Annotated in this window: 7 protein-coding genes, 4 tRNA genes and 5 rRNA genes; 1 reads left to right on the top strand and 15 read right to left on the bottom strand. The window is 57.0% G+C overall.

Translation table 11 applies throughout. The annotated features are described in order from the left end of the window. Positions 1-2 precede the first annotated feature (2 nt). The 13 genes from rplK to LCW13_RS16715 all read right to left on the bottom strand — a co-directional run bounded on the left by rplK (position 3) and on the right by LCW13_RS16715 (position 12,182). A complete protein-coding gene (gene rplK, locus LCW13_RS16655) occupies positions 3-434 on the bottom strand; it encodes a 50S ribosomal protein L11 (protein WP_043334893.1) in 432 nt (143 codons plus the stop codon). 120 nt (positions 435-554) lie between these two features. Next, complete coding sequence (gene nusG / locus LCW13_RS16660) at positions 555-1,088, bottom strand: transcription termination/antitermination protein NusG (RefSeq protein ID WP_043334895.1); 534 nt, start codon at positions 1,086-1,088, stop codon at positions 555-557. A 10-nt stretch (positions 1,089-1,098) separates the two neighbouring features. Then, complete coding sequence (gene secE, locus LCW13_RS16665; protein WP_043334897.1) at positions 1,099-1,467, bottom strand: preprotein translocase subunit SecE; 369 nt, start codon at positions 1,465-1,467, stop codon at positions 1,099-1,101. A 77-nt stretch (positions 1,468-1,544) separates the two neighbouring features. Then, positions 1,545-1,620: transfer RNA gene (locus tag LCW13_RS16670), tRNA-Trp, on the bottom strand. Positions 1,621-1,783: 163 nt separating this feature from the next. Beyond that, positions 1,784-1,858 (bottom strand) — tRNA-Thr (locus LCW13_RS16675). A gap of 35 nt (positions 1,859-1,893) precedes the next feature. Further along, positions 1,894-1,967: transfer RNA gene (locus LCW13_RS16680), tRNA-Gly, on the bottom strand. A gap of 46 nt (positions 1,968-2,013) precedes the next feature. Continuing rightward, positions 2,014-2,097: transfer RNA gene (locus LCW13_RS16685), tRNA-Tyr, on the bottom strand. A gap of 109 nt (positions 2,098-2,206) precedes the next feature. Next, on the bottom strand, positions 2,207-3,046 hold the full coding sequence (locus LCW13_RS16690) for a type III pantothenate kinase (protein WP_054556896.1): 840 nt from the start codon (positions 3,044-3,046) through the stop codon (positions 2,207-2,209). Continuing rightward, positions 3,043-4,023, bottom strand: coding sequence for a biotin--[acetyl-CoA-carboxylase] ligase (locus LCW13_RS16695; RefSeq protein WP_225347414.1), 981 nt, complete (start codon positions 4,021-4,023; stop codon positions 3,043-3,045). The genes LCW13_RS16690 and LCW13_RS16695 overlap by 4 nt, the downstream gene beginning before the upstream one ends. Before the next feature lie 91 nt (positions 4,024-4,114). After that, complete coding sequence (locus LCW13_RS16700) at positions 4,115-7,078, bottom strand: DUF2339 domain-containing protein (RefSeq protein WP_225347415.1); 2,964 nt, start codon at positions 7,076-7,078, stop codon at positions 4,115-4,117. Between the two features lie 180 nt (positions 7,079-7,258). Then, positions 7,259-7,374, bottom strand: a 5S ribosomal RNA gene (gene rrf, locus LCW13_RS16705). A 136-nt stretch (positions 7,375-7,510) separates the two neighbouring features. Beyond that, positions 7,511-10,396 (bottom strand): 23S ribosomal RNA (locus LCW13_RS16710). Between the two features lie 245 nt (positions 10,397-10,641). Next, positions 10,642-12,182: ribosomal RNA gene (locus LCW13_RS16715) — 16S ribosomal RNA — on the bottom strand. A gap of 304 nt (positions 12,183-12,486) precedes the next feature. On the opposite strand from LCW13_RS16715, the gene LCW13_RS16720 reads away from it, so the two are divergent. After that, positions 12,487-12,777 carry a hypothetical protein gene (locus tag LCW13_RS16720; protein ID WP_225347416.1) on the top strand — a complete coding sequence of 97 codons (291 nt, stop codon included), beginning with the start codon at positions 12,487-12,489 and terminating at the stop codon, positions 12,775-12,777. Between the two features lie 532 nt (positions 12,778-13,309). Here the strand turns inward: LCW13_RS16720 and rrf (LCW13_RS16725) are convergent. After that, a 5S ribosomal RNA gene (gene rrf / locus LCW13_RS16725) occupies positions 13,310-13,425 on the bottom strand. A gap of 136 nt (positions 13,426-13,561) precedes the next feature. Continuing rightward, positions 13,562-16,447, bottom strand: a 23S ribosomal RNA gene (locus tag LCW13_RS16730). Together the 16S, 23S and 5S rRNA genes form the textbook arrangement of a ribosomal RNA operon. Between the last annotated feature and the right edge of the window lie 228 nt (positions 16,448-16,675).

Genomic DNA, 16,675 nt, shown 5'->3' on the forward strand with positions numbered 1-16,675 from the left:
GATCAAAGACCCTCCACGTTCAGGCCCATGCTACGGGCAGTACCGGCGATGGTGCGAACAGCAGCGTCCAGATTGGAAGCTGTCAGGTCCGGTTCCTTGGTGGTCGCGATCTCTTCGAGCTGAGCGCGAGTCACGGTACCGACCTTCTTCTTGTTCGGCTCGCCAGAACCGGACTTCAGACCAGCCGCTTTCAGCAGCAGGACGGCCGCAGGCGGCGTCTTGGTAACGAAAGTGAAGCTACGGTCGGAGTAGACAGTGATGACTACGGGAGTCGGGAGACCCGGCTCGACGTTCTGGGTAGCGGCGTTGAACGCTTTACAGAACTCCATGATGTTGACACCGTGCTGACCGAGGGCAGGACCCACGGGCGGGCTCGGGTTAGCTTTACCGGCTGCAACCTGCAGCTTGATGTAAGCCTGTACTTTCTTGGCCATGATAGGACTCCAGTATGGGTGGTAGCGCCTTGCGGCTCCCCGTAAAACCGGGCCGCCTCAGGCGACCCGTCGTGTTGCCGTGATGCTCGTATTCAAACAGGTGAGATGATGACCCTGAGATCAGTCCTTCTCGACCTGGGAGAACTCGAGCTCCACCGGCGTAGCACGCCCGAAGATCAGCACGCTGACCTGCAGACGGCTCTTTTCGTAATTCACTTCTTCGACTACGCCATTGAAGTCCGCGAACGGACCATCAGTGACACGCACCGTTTCACCCGGCTCGAAGAGAGTCTTCGGACGCGGCTTGTCGGTGCCATCCTGAACGCGACGCAGCATGGCGTCGGCTTCTTTCTGGGTAATCGCTGCCGGCTTCTCCGGGGTTCCGCCAATGAAACCCATGACGCGCGGGGTTTCATTCACCAGGTGCCAGGACTGATCATTCATGTCCATCTCGACCAGCACGTAGCCCGGGTAGAACTTGCGCTCGCTCTTGCGGCGCTTGCCGTCACGCATTTCGACGATTTCTTCGACCGGCACGAGAATCTCACCGAAGTGATCTTCCATGGCGTAAAGCTTCACACGCTCGTTGAGCGAACGCATGACCTGCTTTTCGAAACCGGAATAGGCGTGTATGACATACCAACGCTTGGACATGGAAACTCCGTTAACTGACGATGCCGGACATCAGCCAGCCGAGGGTGGTATCGATGAGCCATAGCAACAGGCCCACGATAAGCACGGCACCCAGCACGATGGCAGTTGTCTGGACAGTTTCCTGTCGGGTCGGCCAAACGACGCGCTGGATCTCGCGGCGCGCACTACTTGCCAGCTCGACAACATCACGGCCTTTGTTGGTCGTGATCGCCAGAGCAGCCGCTGCAACACCAAGCACGACGACGCCAAGCACGCGATAAAGCAGCGCTTGGTCAGCAAAATAGGCGTTGCCAGCAACAGCCAGCACAAGAAGAATGACAACGACCGACCACTTGAACCCGTCGTGGCGCGCTTCCTGCACCTCGGCGTTCTGTTTCATCAAAGAGACTCCTCAAGGGTGCAGCGATCGCTAGAATCGAGAATCGGTAAGAAGTCGAATACCATCCTGGGGAAGGATGGCAGGCCAGGAGGGAATCGAACCCCCAACCTGCGGTTTTGGAGACCGCTGCTCTGCCAATTGAGCTACTGGCCTGTAACACTTGCGTGTTCCAGAGACTAAAAACAAGGCTGAATGAACAGCGGGCGCCATCATAGCTGAGACAACCCAAACTGACAAGCCTTATCTTTGACCGCGACCTGGGAGGTCGCCGGAAACGAAAAAGACGAGCCAAACCGCGACTCGCCTTTCCGTTGTATGGAGCTCGTGGGCGGATTTGAACCGCCGACCTCACCCTTACCAAGGGTGTGCTCTACCCCTGAGCTACACGAGCAAAACCTTTGCGCAATCTCGACTGGCGAGATGAACTGGAGCGGGCAGCGGGAATCGAACCCGCGTCATCAGCTTGGAAGGCTGAGGTTCTACCATTAAACTATGCCCGCTTTCCAACTCTTGCTGCCCTGATGCACACGGCATCATAAGCGAATCTGGTGGTGGGGGAAGGATTCGAACCTTCGAAGCTTTCGCGGCAGATTTACAGTCTGCTCCCTTTGGCCACTCGGGAACCCCACCATCTGTGACGACGAATCTTACGTCGCTTGGGATACGCTGTCAAGTGCTTGATTTCATTCTACTTCAAGCGCTTGAGGGAATGTATCGCCTCAGAACGGGACGTAGTATGTCAAAGCATCTGGGTGAGCGCAAGCCCTGAGCGAAGTTTTTCTAGATCAGGCACTCGCGGCTGGTCGGGCGCACCTGACAGGCGCCCTGCCCGCTCGGCAGCGGTCAATGGATACAGCGCCTCCAGGCCGGCATACACCATGTCTGGCCACAGCGCATGCGGCACCCGCAGACCGCGCGCCACCACCCGCGCGTCACCGCCGGTCAGCAGTAGCGGCAAGGCTACCCCTTCACGATCGCAGACCTCGGCATAGAGACGATTGACCGCGCTGACGGCCGCCATGTAGATGCCGTGATTGACGGCCTCTACCGTATTGCGACCCGGCGCGAGCAACGTATCCACCTCGGTATCCGGGTCGATGGCCACATTGCGCGTGCCCAGCTTGAGGCTTTCCTTCATCAGACGCAGCCCCGGGAGAATATAGCCCCCCAGATGCTTGCCACCCGGCAGTACGAAATCCACCGTGATCGCGCTACCGCAATCGACGCTGCAACAGCCCCCGGTGAGATGATGGCCGGCGAGTGCGCCCAACCAGCGATCGACGCCCAGGCGTTGCGGCTCTTCATAGCCGCAGGTGACGCCCAGCGCCTCCCGCGTCGAGTGTGCGACATGCACGACGCCGACCTGCTTGCGCAGCAACTCCACCGTCTCATCCAGCACCTGCTTGCGCGCCACGCTGGAGATACGCACGGCCGTGACGACATCCAGGTCAGGAATGTCCGCGCCCGGCCGCCACTCCTCTCGCGTCCAGACGGCGCCGCGCGAGCGGATCTCGCTGGAAACGGTGTCCTTGAGACGCCATTTTGACAAGGTGTTGCCGATATCAAGATCCAGAATCATGAGACGGCGCGCAGACTGATCTCGCCACCGGCGAGAGTGATGGTTTCGCCATTCATGCGCACCTCGAGATTTCCATTGATATCGACACCTTCTGCCACGGCTTCTTCTCGTCTGTCTCCGCGCAGAATCACCACATCACGCCCCTTGAAGGCATTGCGCTCATTCCAGCGCGCCTGCCATCCGGCAAAGCCCTGCGACTCGAACTCGGGCAACAGTGCCAGCAATGACTCCATCAGACGCGCGGCATAGCGATTGCGTGAAGCACCAGGAATGATGTCACGTATCGCAGCCACCGGCTGGGTGATCGCCTCGCGCCGGGAGGCCGGCAACTCGATGTTCATGCCGATACCGATGACGACATCACAGGGACCGGACACATCCCCTGTGACCTCGACCAGGATACCGGCGATCTTGGGTTGATCCTTCTGTATCTGCAGCAGGACATCGTTGGGCCACTTGAGGCGCGCGGGCAGGCCATCGGCCTCGAGCACCTCCGCCACCGCCACGCCGATCGCCAGACTCAGGCCCTCAAGCGATGCGGCGCCTGATTCGAAGCGCCAGCCAAGCGAGAAGACCAGGCTGCGCCCCCAGGGGGTCTCCCACTCACGCCCACGACGGCCACGCCCAGCCGACTGCACCTCCGCCAGACAGACCTCGGCATGGCCGGCTCCCTGACGAAAGCGCTCGCGGATGAAGGTATTGGTCGAGTCCACCGACTCCTCGACGAACAGGCGCGTCAGGTGTTTGCGAGTCTCGCGCGGCAGCGCCTCGATGATCTGTTGACCATCGAGCAACTCGATGGGGTTGGCCAGTCGATAGCCAAGCCCCTTGATGGCTTCCAGCGGAATGTCGAGCGCCTCAAGTTTCTTGAGCTGCTTCCAGACCGCCGTACGCGACACCCCGAGCTCTTCGCCCAGGGCCTCTCCGGAGTGGTAGCCACCATCTCCAAGCAGACGAATGAGATCACGGATGGTCATGCGGAGGCCTGTCCCTGTGCAAAAGCGCACATTCTATCGGATTCATGGGCTTGCGAGCCAAGAACAACGACCAAAGATAACGCTCTTTTCGTCAATTCCGCTCCCCGGCACGCATTCCCGCCCCTGCCAGGCGATTGAACAAGGCAGAAAGCAGCATCAGGACACTGCCCAGTCCCAGCCATGAACCTACTCGCCACAGCCCCTCAAGGGTGGCGGTATCCCATACCCCCACCTTGATCACGGTGAGGATCAGAATGCCCTGTCCGATGCGCTGCCAGTGCTGCTGCCCCACCTTGGCGCCACTCACGACCAGCGCCGCCGCGACGACCAGCATCAGCACACTGTAGGCATATAGCTCCGCCTGCTCGATGCCCTGCCATAGCCCCAGCTCAGCGCCATGCCAGCAGTGACGCAAGTTGAGCGCCAACCACAAGCCGGCTGACAACAGACCGAGCACTTCGCTCAGCCCGCGCATTCGTGAGCGTGACGCGGCGCTTCCCGTATCCACGTCCGGTGCGCGCCTGGATGTCATGCGCCAGAGCATAGCGGCGCCGAGTGCAGGCAGGCCGTATGCCGGCAGAAGCCAATTGACCAGCGGCCAGCTCCCGACATCCGCCGGGTGCCAGAGCGGATTGAAGATGCCCAGCACGCCGACACTCCAGAGGATCACAGCCGCTCCGCCGACCACCAGTGCCAGCACGCGATACAGCTGCGTCCCTGTCCGCGCCTCAGCACCGGCGCCACGAGCACGCCAGGCGTAGCTTGCCGCCACCCCGGCCAGCGCCAATACCTGCAGGGAAAGCTCCGCCAGGGTGAGGCTGCCCTCGAAGGGCTTCCCACCAGTCAACATATAACGGATTTCCATCACCACCGTCGCGACGGCAAGCTGGACAACGGCACCTTCCAGCCAGCGCTGTGTCCGCGGGCGGTGGCGCATGCCGAGACTGGTCATGGCCACACAGGCCAATACCGGCAGCAGTATCTGCAGTGGCCAGTGCGCGATATCGGCATAGTCGTCATGCGCCATGCCATACATCAAGCGAGCCACGACACCCCACGCCAGCAAGCGTGACAGCTCAGCAAACACGGAGCGCGCCGCGGTATGCCCCTCGCGATACCAGCGCCATTCACAAGCGGTCAAACCCAATAGCTGCAGCGCCAGCGCCAGGGTCAGCGATGGCCCCTCCAGCACTGCCACCAGGGCAAGGAATATTCCGGCCTGCGCCGGCAGCCACAGTCCTGCGGCAAGCTGAGCGCCTTCACGCGCCTGGAAACGCATGGCACCTGCCCAGCACACCAGCCCCCAGATCAATGGCGGCAGCCCTATGTTGACTAGCCCTGTGTTGATCAGCCTCCCTGCATCATTCGCCCCGCTCGCCCATGGCATGACGTCTTGCCAGAGGGCCAGAGCCCACGCCAGCAGCGGCACCATGGTCGCCAATGCCCACCAACAGGCTGCAAGCGACCTCTCTGCTCTTTCACCCGCATCATGACGCGGTCGCCAACGCGCCAGCGACAACAGGCCGACACTCAGTATCAGCGGGCTGATCATCGCGCTGCTCGACAGCGGTGCCGTCAAAGCAAGCCCCCACACCAGCAACCAGAGTCCGTTGCCAGCAACCACCATCGACCACAGCACCGCATGGCGGCGACTAGACCAGGCAATCACCAGCATCGGCATGAGGCTAGCCAGCCACCCCCGATGCCACAGGGACACACCGGAGCCGGCCATTTCAGAAGGCGCCACCAATGAGTCAAAGGAGACGCCATGCACGAGACTGCCCAGCCAGGGCAGCCAGAGTCCCAGCACGACGCTCACTGAGACAAGCCCCCCGGCGAGCCAGTGCCGACGCAGGTCAAGAGATGCGCGCCAGGGCAACCAGGTCGCAAGTGAGGTCTTCGCCTGCCGCTCATCCTTTTCTGCGGCGCCCGTGGATGGCTCCCACACCTCCTCCCACAGATACCCCAACGCCAGCACGGCCAGCCAGACACCACCCACCCAGGGCAACAGCCCCACCAGCAATGTCGTGGCAGAGGAGATACCGAAGGGCATCAACAGCAACCACCAGGCGAGCGCTCCCACCAGACCGCCCCAATACAGCCAGCTCACCGCGACCTGGCGGTACAGCACACGACACGCTGCCGCGATCACACCCGCATACCCCAGCAACAGCAAGGTCGAGGCTTCCTGCCACTGCTGGTGAATGGGCAGCGCCAAGGGCAGAGCATATCCGCCCAACATGCCCAATGCTGCCAACCACGGCCCATGGTGCCGCGCACGCTCCAGCATCCACAGACTCAAGGCTGCCAACAGCACGAAGGTGACCGGCATGGACACCAGCGAAAGCAGAAAGTGACCAGCCAGCAGGCTCGCCACGAGCACCAGACTGCCGGCACCGCTGACGGCGCCTGTCAAACTCGATGACTGGGACGTACGCAGTCTCAGCCACTCGGCCAATACCGTCATGCTCAGGCCGAACCCGAGACCCAGCGCCAGCCGTACCCCCGGCCCCAGCAAGCCCTGCTCAAGGGAGTACCCGACGAGCAGGATGCCTGCCATCACCAGAGACAAGGCACCCACAAGAATCATCCAGTGTTCCTGAAGGAGCGTCAGCAGACGTGATATGCCCCCCGGCAGCACCTCTGATGCCTTGCTTGCAGGGTCTGCGCCCTGCCCCTTCTCGCCTGAACGACTGGAGTCAGCGCCATGCAACAAGCGCTGAAGCAGCCGGTAGGACAGAGAGTGGCCGCCACTGGATGATGCAGCGGCTCGCGAGTCGCGGATCGGTGGTGTTGCATCGGCTGCTGCCAGTCCCTCCCGGGGCGGCACTTCGGCAGGCGATTTGTCCACACCCCCTTCTTGCAAGGGGGTGTGCATAACCGGGGCGCCATGAGCAGGAAGCTCGCGAGCAAGCCTGGCCTCCATATCGCGCAGTCGCTGCTCCAGCGCCTTGATGCGCAGCATGCTGAGCCACCCCATCAAGGAACCACCCAGTACCAGCAACGCCATCATGACGCCCACCAACATCAGCTCATCCATCGTCCAGCCCGTCATCGAAGAGTCGTGCTCAGAGACTACGGCATTTTGCCTGGCACCTCATGCTGTCAGTCTCTCGGCACCGTATTTGCACATTGAACGCAAAAAGCCCGACTCCTGGGGGAGTCGGGCTTTCTTTTCCTGCGCACAAAGAGAACCGCCCCTGCAGCAAGGCTGCAGGGGCGGTTCGGGATAAGTGCCTGACGATGACCTACTCTCACATGGAGAAACTCCACACTACCATCGGCGCTAAGCGGTTTCACTTCCGAGTTCGGCATGGGATCGGGTGGTTCACGCTCGCTATGGTCGTCAGGCGAAACGGTGGCATCTTGCGATGCCTGAGTCTCGAGGCGTATGGCCTCGCGACTCGCAATATGAATCATGCTGACCGATATGTCTCGATCCTGTCGCAATCCCGGCGTTTGCCTGCGCAAACCCCTTGGGTGTTATATGGTCAAGCCTCACGGGCAATTAGTACTGGTTAGCTCAACACATTGCTGTGCTTCCACACCCAGCCTATCAACCTTGTAGTCTTCAAGGGCCCTTCAGGAGGCGCAAGGCCTCAGGGAAGTCTCATCTTGAAGGGGGCTTCCCGCTTAGATGCTTTCAGCGGTTATCCCGTCCGAACGTAGCTACCGGGCAATGCCATTGGCATGACAACCCGAACACCAGAGGTTCGTCCACTCCGGTCCTCTCGTACTAGGAGCAGCTCTTCTCAAACTTCCGACGCCCACGGCAGATAGGGACCGAACTGTCTCACGACGTTCTAAACCCAGCTCGCGTACCACTTTAAATGGCGAACAGCCATACCCTTGGGACCGACTTCAGCCCCAGGATGTGATGAGCCGACATCGAGGTGCCAAACACCGCCGTCGATGTGAACTCTTGGGCGGTATCAGCCTGTTATCCCCGGAGTACCTTTTATCCGTTGAGCGATGGCCCTTCCATACAGAACCACCGGATCACTAGAACCTACTTTCGTACCTGCTCGACGTGTCTGTCTCGCAGTCAAGCACCCTTATGCTCTTGCACTCAATGCACGATTTCCAACCGTGCTGAGGGTACCTTCGTGCTCCTCCGTTACTCTTTAGGAGGAGACCGCCCCAGTCAAACTACCCACCATACACTGTCCTCGATCCGGATAACGGACCTGAGTTAGAACGCCAATGATGTCAGGCTGGTATTTCAAGGTTGGCTCCACCGCATCTGGCGACGTGGTTTCAAAGCCTCCCAGCTATCCTACACAGACAACATCAGCATCCAGTGTAAAGCTATAGTAAAGGTTCACGGGGTCTTTCCGTCTAGCCGCGGGTACACAGCATCTTCACTGCGATTTCAATTTCACTGAGTCTCGGGTGGAGACAGCGTGGCCATCATTACGCCATTCGTGCAGGTCGGAACTTACCCGACAAGGAATTTCGCTACCTTAGGACCGTTATAGTTACGGCCGCCGTTTACCGGGGCTTCGATCAAGAGCTTCGCGTGAGCTAACCCCATCAATTAACCTTCCGGCACCGGGCAGGCGTCACACCCTATACGTCCGCTTGCGCGTTTGCAGAGTGCTGTGTTTTTAATAAACAGTTGCAGCCACCTGGTATCTTCGACCGGTAAGAGCTTACGAAGCAAGTCCTTCACTCGAACCGGTGCACCTTCTCCCGAAGTTACGGTGCCATTTTGCCTAGTTCCTTCACCCGAGTTCTCTCAAGCGCCTTGGTATTCTCTACCTGACCACCTGTGTCGGTTTGGGGTACGGTCGCATGTGATCTGAAGCTTAGAGGCTTTTCCTGGAAGCGTGGCATCGATGACTTCCTGACCGTGGTCAGTTCGTCTCGCATCTCGACCTCAGAGGAACCGGATTTGCCTGATTCCTCGGCCTACATGCTTTCACCAGGACAACCAACGCCTGGCTCACCTAGCCTTCTTCGTCCCCCCATCGCAACCACATCCGGTACGGGAATATTAACCCGTTTCCCATCGACTACGCGTTTCCGCCTCGCCTTAGGGGCCGACTCACTCTGCTCCGATTAACGTAGAACAGAAAACCTTGGTCTTCCGGCGGGGGAGTTTTTCACTCCCCTTATCGTTACTCATGTCAGCATTCGCACTCGTGATACCTCCAGCAGACTTCTCAATCCACCTTCATTGGCTTACACGACGCTCCTCTACCGCTCATCCAGAGGATGAACCCGTAGCTTCGGTACCTGATTTAGCCCCGTTATATCTTCCGCGCAGGCCGACTCGACTAGTGAGCTATTACGCTTTCTTTAAAGGATGGCTGCTTCTAAGCCAACCTCCTAGCTGTCTGAGCCTTCCCACATCGTTTCCCACTTAATCAGGATTTTGGGACCTTAGCTGACGGTCTGGGTTGTTTCCCTTTTCACAACGGACGTTAGCACCCGCTGTGTGTCTCCCACGCTGCACTCACTGGTATTCGGAGTTTGCCTCGGGTTGGTAAGTCGGGATGACCCCCTAGCCGAAACAGTGCTCTACCCCCAGCGGTGATACGTGAGGCGCTACCTAAATAGCTTTCGAGGAGAACCAGCTATCTCCGGGCTTGATTAGCCTTTCACTCCGATCCACAGCTCATCCCAGCATTTTTCAACATACTTGGGTTCGGGCCTCCAATTGATGTTACTCAATCTTCACCCTGGCCATGGATAGATCGCCCGGTTTCGGGTCTATACCCTGCGACTGGTCGCCCAGTTAAGACTCGGTTTCCCTACGCCTCCCCTATACGGTTAAGCTCGCCACAGAATATAAGTCGCTGACCCATTATACAAAAGGTACGCGGTCACACCACGAAGGTGCTCCCACTGCTTGTACGCATACGGTTTCAGGATCTATTTCACTCCCCTCGCCGGGGTTCTTTTCGCCTTTCCCTCACGGTACTGGTTCACTATCGGTCAGCCAGGAGTATTTAGCCTTGGAGGATGGTCCCCCCATGTTCAGTCAAGGTTTCTCGTGCCCCGACCTACTCGATTTCACGTGACTCAGACTTCGACTACGGGACTATCACCCTGTATCGTCAAGCTTCCCAGCTTGTTCGTCTGTCAGTTGTCACGCTTAAGGGCTGGTCCCCGTTCGCTCGCCGCTACTTGGGGAATCTCGGTTGATTTCTTTTCCTCCGGGTACTTAGATGTTTCAGTTCCCCGGGTTTGCCTCTATAGGTTATGTATTGGCCTATAGATACTCACCTGATGGTGAGTGGGTTTCCCCATTCGGAAATCGTTGGGTCGCAGGGTATTTGCCACCTCGCCAACGCTTATCGCAGGCTATCACGTCCTTCATCGCCTCTGGCTGCCAAGGCATCCACCGTATGCGCTTAATCGCTTGACCATATAACCCCAAGGGGTCTGTCAAGGATTACGAATCTGTCGGACCTCTCCGACATATCGTTTTGATAGACATGCGCTTGGCGCACACATCTATCGTCAGCATGATTCACATTGTTAAAGAGCGGCTGTTCAGAGAACAGTGAGAAGCGCGCTCTGTGATGAGCACGCTTGCCACTGCCGGCTAAGCCAGCAATAAGATCAGGTAATTCGTTGTGAGCACTTGCCGCGAGCAGTAGACAGTGTCGATAAGGAGGTGATCCAGCCCCAGGTTCCCCTAGGGCTACCTTGTTACGACTTCACCCCAGTCATGAACCACACCGTGGTGATCGCCCTCCCGAAGGTTAGGCTAACCACTTCTGGTGCAGTCCACTCCCATGGTGTGACGGGCGGTGTGTACAAGGCCCGGGAACGTATTCACCGTGGCATTCTGATCCACGATTACTAGCGATTCCGACTTCATGGAGTCGAGTTGCAGACTCCAATCCGGACTGAGGCAAGCTTTATGGGATTGGCTCCACTTCGCAGTATTGCAACCCTTTGTACTTGCCATTGTAGCACGTGTGTAGCCCTACCCGTAAGGGCCATGATGACTTGACGTCGTCCCCACCTTCCTCCGGTTTGTCACCGGCAGTCTCCTTAGAGTTCCCGACATTACTCGCTGGCAAATAAGGATAGGGGTTGCGCTCGTTACGGGACTTAACCCAACATTTCACAACACGAGCTGACGACAGCCATGCAGCACCTGTCTCAGAGTTCCCGAAGGCACCAATCCATCTCTGGAAAGTCCTCTGGATGTCAAGGGTAGGTAAGGTTCTTCGCGTTGCATCGAATTAAACCACATGCTCCACCGCTTGTGCGGGCCCCCGTCAATTCATTTGAGTTTTAACCTTGCGGCCGTACTCCCCAGGCGGTCAACTTATTGCGTTAGCTGCGCCACTAAGTCCTCAAGGGACCCAACGGCTAGTTGACATCGTTTACGGCGTGGACTACCAGGGTATCTAATCCTGTTTGCTACCCACGCTTTCGCACCTCAGTGTCAGTGTCAGTCCAGAAGGCCGCCTTCGCCACTGGTATTCCTCCCGATCTCTACGCATTTCACCGCTACACCGGGAATTCTACCTTCCTCTCCTGCACTCTAGCCAAGCAGTTCCAGATGCCGTTCCCAGGTTGAGCCCGGGGCTTTCACACCTGGCTGACTTAGCCACCTACGCGCGCTTTACGCCCAGTAATTCCGATTAACGCTTGCACCCTCCGTATTACCGCGGCTGCTGGCACGGAGTTAGCCGGTGCTTCTTCTGCGAGTGATGTCTTTCCTCGGGAGTATTAATCCCAAGGCGTTCTTCCTCGCTGAAAGTGCTTTACAACCCGAAGGCCTTCTTCACACACGCGGCATGGCTGGATCAGGCTTTCGCCCATTGTCCAATATTCCCCACTGCTGCCTCCCGTAGGAGTCTGGGCCGTGTCTCAGTCCCAGTGTGGCTGATCATCCTCTCAGACCAGCTACGGATCGTCGCCTTGGTGAGCCATTACCTCACCAACAAGCTAATCCGACATGGGCTCATCCGATAGCGCAAGGTCCGAAGATCCCCTGCTTTCTCCCGTAGGACGTATGCGGTATTAGCCTGAGTTTCCCCAGGTTGTCCCCCACTATCGGGCAGATTCCCATGCATTACTCACCCGTCCGCCGCTCGACGCCTCCTAGCAAGCTAGGATCGTTTCCGCTCGACTTGCATGTGTTAAGCCTGCCGCCAGCGTTCAATCTGAGCCATGATCAAACTCTTCAGTTGAAAGCTTGATAGTCTGTTAAGCAGACCAAACTTGGTTCAGAGTCAAACTTCTCGTGAGAGGCTTGCTCCGATATTTGGTGACCTTGTCACCACTCATCGGCAAGCGCTCACACGAATTACCTGATCAAATTTTTAAAGAGCATCGCTGTTAAGCGAGGAGGCATATTCTACCCGGAACGTTTGAGAAGTCAAGCACTTGATAATGAGTCAGTCGACTGCCTCTAAGCATCATCAAGCGGTGAGGAGCGTTGCTCGATCACCTGTTCCGTAAGGAGTGCGGCGTATTCTAGCGAATCGCCCGGGATTGTCAACCGATGATCTCGAAGCGGACTTCAAAAACACCAAGCAAAACAATCACCTGCAAACCTCGTTCACCGCTGGTAACGCCATGCGTCCCCGGCAGCGGATGCGTACTTTACGCACGAACCACCGTGAGGGCAAGGGCTTTTTGAAGATCAGGCCAGATTTCGCCTTCACACCCCTGATTCTGGCACCTGGAGCACTCCAGCCAGCCGATCTCTGGCAACAAGACTCGTCTTTAGCACCCTTTTCTTCACCTGGCGGCGCACGCAAAAAAGCCCAGTTTTGCGCATAAAAAATATCCCGAATGACGCCACTCCCGACCCAGACATGATGGAAGTGAGCATCTCTCTGATGAACTCCGACGCTGACAGGTTCATGCGAGTTGCTTCTAGCCGCACAAAAATACGCCCCCACATCAAAAGCTGCAGGGGCGATGCTTGGCAAAACCAGGGATAAAGAAAGAGCGCACATCATTTTTCGTCAATGGCAGAACCATCACAGCACGATGATGAGCCAAAGACTTTCTTCTTGTGCAGCCTGGGAAGGTTATCTCTCGCACCACTTTTCCATGCACGTCTTTCTGCACACGGATTTTCTATTGAGCCAATTTTTCCTGGCCACAAAGAGAACCGCCCCTGCAGCAAGGTTACAGGGGCGGCTCGGTATAAGTGCTTGACGAACTTTTCATGACTGTCATGGGGCGGCCATCCGCGACTCTTGCAGGGAGAGACTGTTCTAGCCGCATTCTTTCCTGAGCACAACTTTTCCTGAACACAAAGAGAACCGCCCCTGCAGCAAGGCTACAGGGGCGGTTCGATATAAGTGCCTGACGATGACCTACTCTCACATGGAGAAACTCCACACTACCATCGGCGCTAAGCGGTTTCACTTCCGAGTTCGGCATGGGATCGGGTGGTTCACGCTCGCTATGGTCGTCAGGCGAAACGGTGGCATCTTGCGATGCCTGAGTCTCGAGGCGTATGGCCTCGCGACTCGCAATATGAATCATGCTGACCGATATGTCTCGATCCTGTCGCAATCCCGGCGTTTGCCTGCGCAAACCCCTTGGGTGTTATATGGTCAAGCCTCACGGGCAATTAGTACTGGTTAGCTCAACACATTGCTGTGCTTCCACACCCAGCCTATCAACCTTGTAGTCTTCAAGGGCCCTTCAGGAGGCGCAAGGCCTCAGGGAAGTCTCATCTTGAAGGGGGCTTCCCGCTTAGATGCTTTCAGCGGTTATCCCGTCCGAACGTAGCTACCGGGCAATGCCATTGGCATGACAACCCGAACACCAGAGGTTCGTCCACTCCGGTCCTCTCGTACTAGGAGCAGCTCTTCTCAAACTTCCGACGCCCACGGCAGATAGGGACCGAACTGTCTCACGACGTTCTAAACCCAGCTCGCGTACCACTTTAAATGGCGAACAGCCATACCCTTGGGACCGACTTCAGCCCCAGGATGTGATGAGCCGACATCGAGGTGCCAAACACCGCCGTCGATGTGAACTCTTGGGCGGTATCAGCCTGTTATCCCCGGAGTACCTTTTATCCGTTGAGCGATGGCCCTTCCATACAGAACCACCGGATCACTAGAACCTACTTTCGTACCTGCTCGACGTGTCTGTCTCGCAGTCAAGCACCCTTATGCTCTTGCACTCAATGCACGATTTCCAACCGTGCTGAGGGTACCTTCGTGCTCCTCCGTTACTCTTTAGGAGGAGACCGCCCCAGTCAAACTACCCACCATACACTGTCCTCGATCCGGATAACGGACCTGAGTTAGAACGCCAATGATGTCAGGCTGGTATTTCAAGGTTGGCTCCACCGCATCTGGCGACGTGGTTTCAAAGCCTCCCAGCTATCCTACACAGACAACATCAGCATCCAGTGTAAAGCTATAGTAAAGGTTCACGGGGTCTTTCCGTCTAGCCGCGGGTACACAGCATCTTCACTGCGATTTCAATTTCACTGAGTCTCGGGTGGAGACAGCGTGGCCATCATTACGCCATTCGTGCAGGTCGGAACTTACCCGACAAGGAATTTCGCTACCTTAGGACCGTTATAGTTACGGCCGCCGTTTACCGGGGCTTCGATCAAGAGCTTCGCGTGAGCTAACCCCATCAATTAACCTTCCGGCACCGGGCAGGCGTCACACCCTATACGTCCGCTTGCGCGTTTGCAGAGTGCTGTGTTTTTAATAAACAGTTGCAGCCACCTGGTATCTTCGACCGGTAAGAGCTTACGAAGCAAGTCCTTCACTCGAACCGGTGCACCTTCTCCCGAAGTTACGGTGCCATTTTGCCTAGTTCCTTCACCCGAGTTCTCTCAAGCGCCTTGGTATTCTCTACCTGACCACCTGTGTCGGTTTGGGGTACGGTCGCATGTGATCTGAAGCTTAGAGGCTTTTCCTGGAAGCGTGGCATCGATGACTTCCTGACCGTGGTCAGTTCGTCTCGCATCTCGACCTCAGAGGAACCGGATTTGCCTGATTCCTCGGCCTACATGCTTTCACCAGGACAACCAACGCCTGGCTCACCTAGCCTTCTTCGTCCCCCCATCGCAACCACATCCGGTACGGGAATATTAACCCGTTTCCCATCGACTACGCGTTTCCGCCTCGCCTTAGGGGCCGACTCACTCTGCTCCGATTAACGTAGAACAGAAAACCTTGGTCTTCCGGCGGGGGAGTTTTTCACTCCCCTTATCGTTACTCATGTCAGCATTCGCACTCGTGATACCTCCAGCAGACTTCTCAATCCACCTTCATTGGCTTACACGACGCTCCTCTACCGCTCATCCAGAGGATGAACCCGTAGCTTCGGTACCTGATTTAGCCCCGTTATATCTTCCGCGCAGGCCGACTCGACTAGTGAGCTATTACGCTTTCTTTAAAGGATGGCTGCTTCTAAGCCAACCTCCTAGCTGTCTGAGCCTTCCCACATCGTTTCCCACTTAATCAGGATTTTGGGACCTTAGCTGACGGTCTGGGTTGTTTCCCTTTTCACAACGGACGTTAGCACCCGCTGTGTGTCTCCCACGCTGCACTCACTGGTATTCGGAGTTTGCCTCGGGTTGGTAAGTCGGGATGACCCCCTAGCCGAAACAGTGCTCTACCCCCAGCGGTGATACGTGAGGCGCTACCTAAATAGCTTTCGAGGAGAACCAGCTATCTCCGGGCTTGATTAGCCTTTCACTCCGATCCACAGCTCATCCCAGCATTTTTCAACATACTTGGGTTCGGGCCTCCAATTGATGTTACTCAATCTTCACCCTGGCCATGGATAGATCGCCCGGTTTCGGGTCTATACCCTGCGACTGGTCGCCCAGTTAAGACTCGGTTTCCCTACGCCTCCCCTATACGGTTAAGCTCGCCACAGAATATAAGTCGCTGACCCATTATACAAAAGGTACGCGGTCACACCACGAAGGTGCTCCCACTGCTTGTACGCATACGGTTTCAGGATCTATTTCACTCCCCTCGCCGGGGTTCTTTTCGCCTTTCCCTCACGGTACTGGTTCACTATCGGTCAGCCAGGAGTATTTAGCCTTGGAGGATGGTCCCCCCATGTTCAGTCAAGGTTTCTCGTGCCCCGACCTACTCGATTTCACGTGACTCAGACTTCGACTACGGGACTATCACCCTGTATCGTCAAGCTTCCCAGCTTGTTCGTCTGTCAGTTGTCACGCTTAAGGGCTGGTCCCCGTTCGCTCGCCGCTACTTGGGGAATCTCGGTTGATTTCTTTTCCTCCGGGTACTTAGATGTTTCAGTTCCCCGGGTTTGCCTCTATAGGTTATGTATTGGCCTATAGATACTCACCTGATGGTGAGTGGGTTTCCCCATTCGGAAATCGTTGGGTCGCAGGGTATTTGCCACCTCGCCAACGCTTATCGCAGGCTATCACGTCCTTCATCGCCTCTGGCTGCCAAGGCATCCACCGTATGCGCTTAATCGCTTGACCATATAACCCCAAGGGGTCTGTCAAGGATTACGAATCTGTCGGACCTCTCCGACATATCGTTTTGATAGACATGCGCTTGGCGCACACATCTATCGTCAGCATGATTCACATTGTTAAAGAGCGGCTGTTCAGAGAACAGTGAGAAGCGCGCTCTGTGATGAGCACGCTTGCCACTGCCGGCTAAGCCAGCAATAAGATCAGGTAATTCGTTGTGAGCACTTGCCGCGA

It is taken from the genome of Cobetia amphilecti (genome assembly GCF_020217465.1).
GTDB lineage: Bacteria > Pseudomonadota > Gammaproteobacteria > Pseudomonadales > Halomonadaceae > Cobetia > Cobetia amphilecti.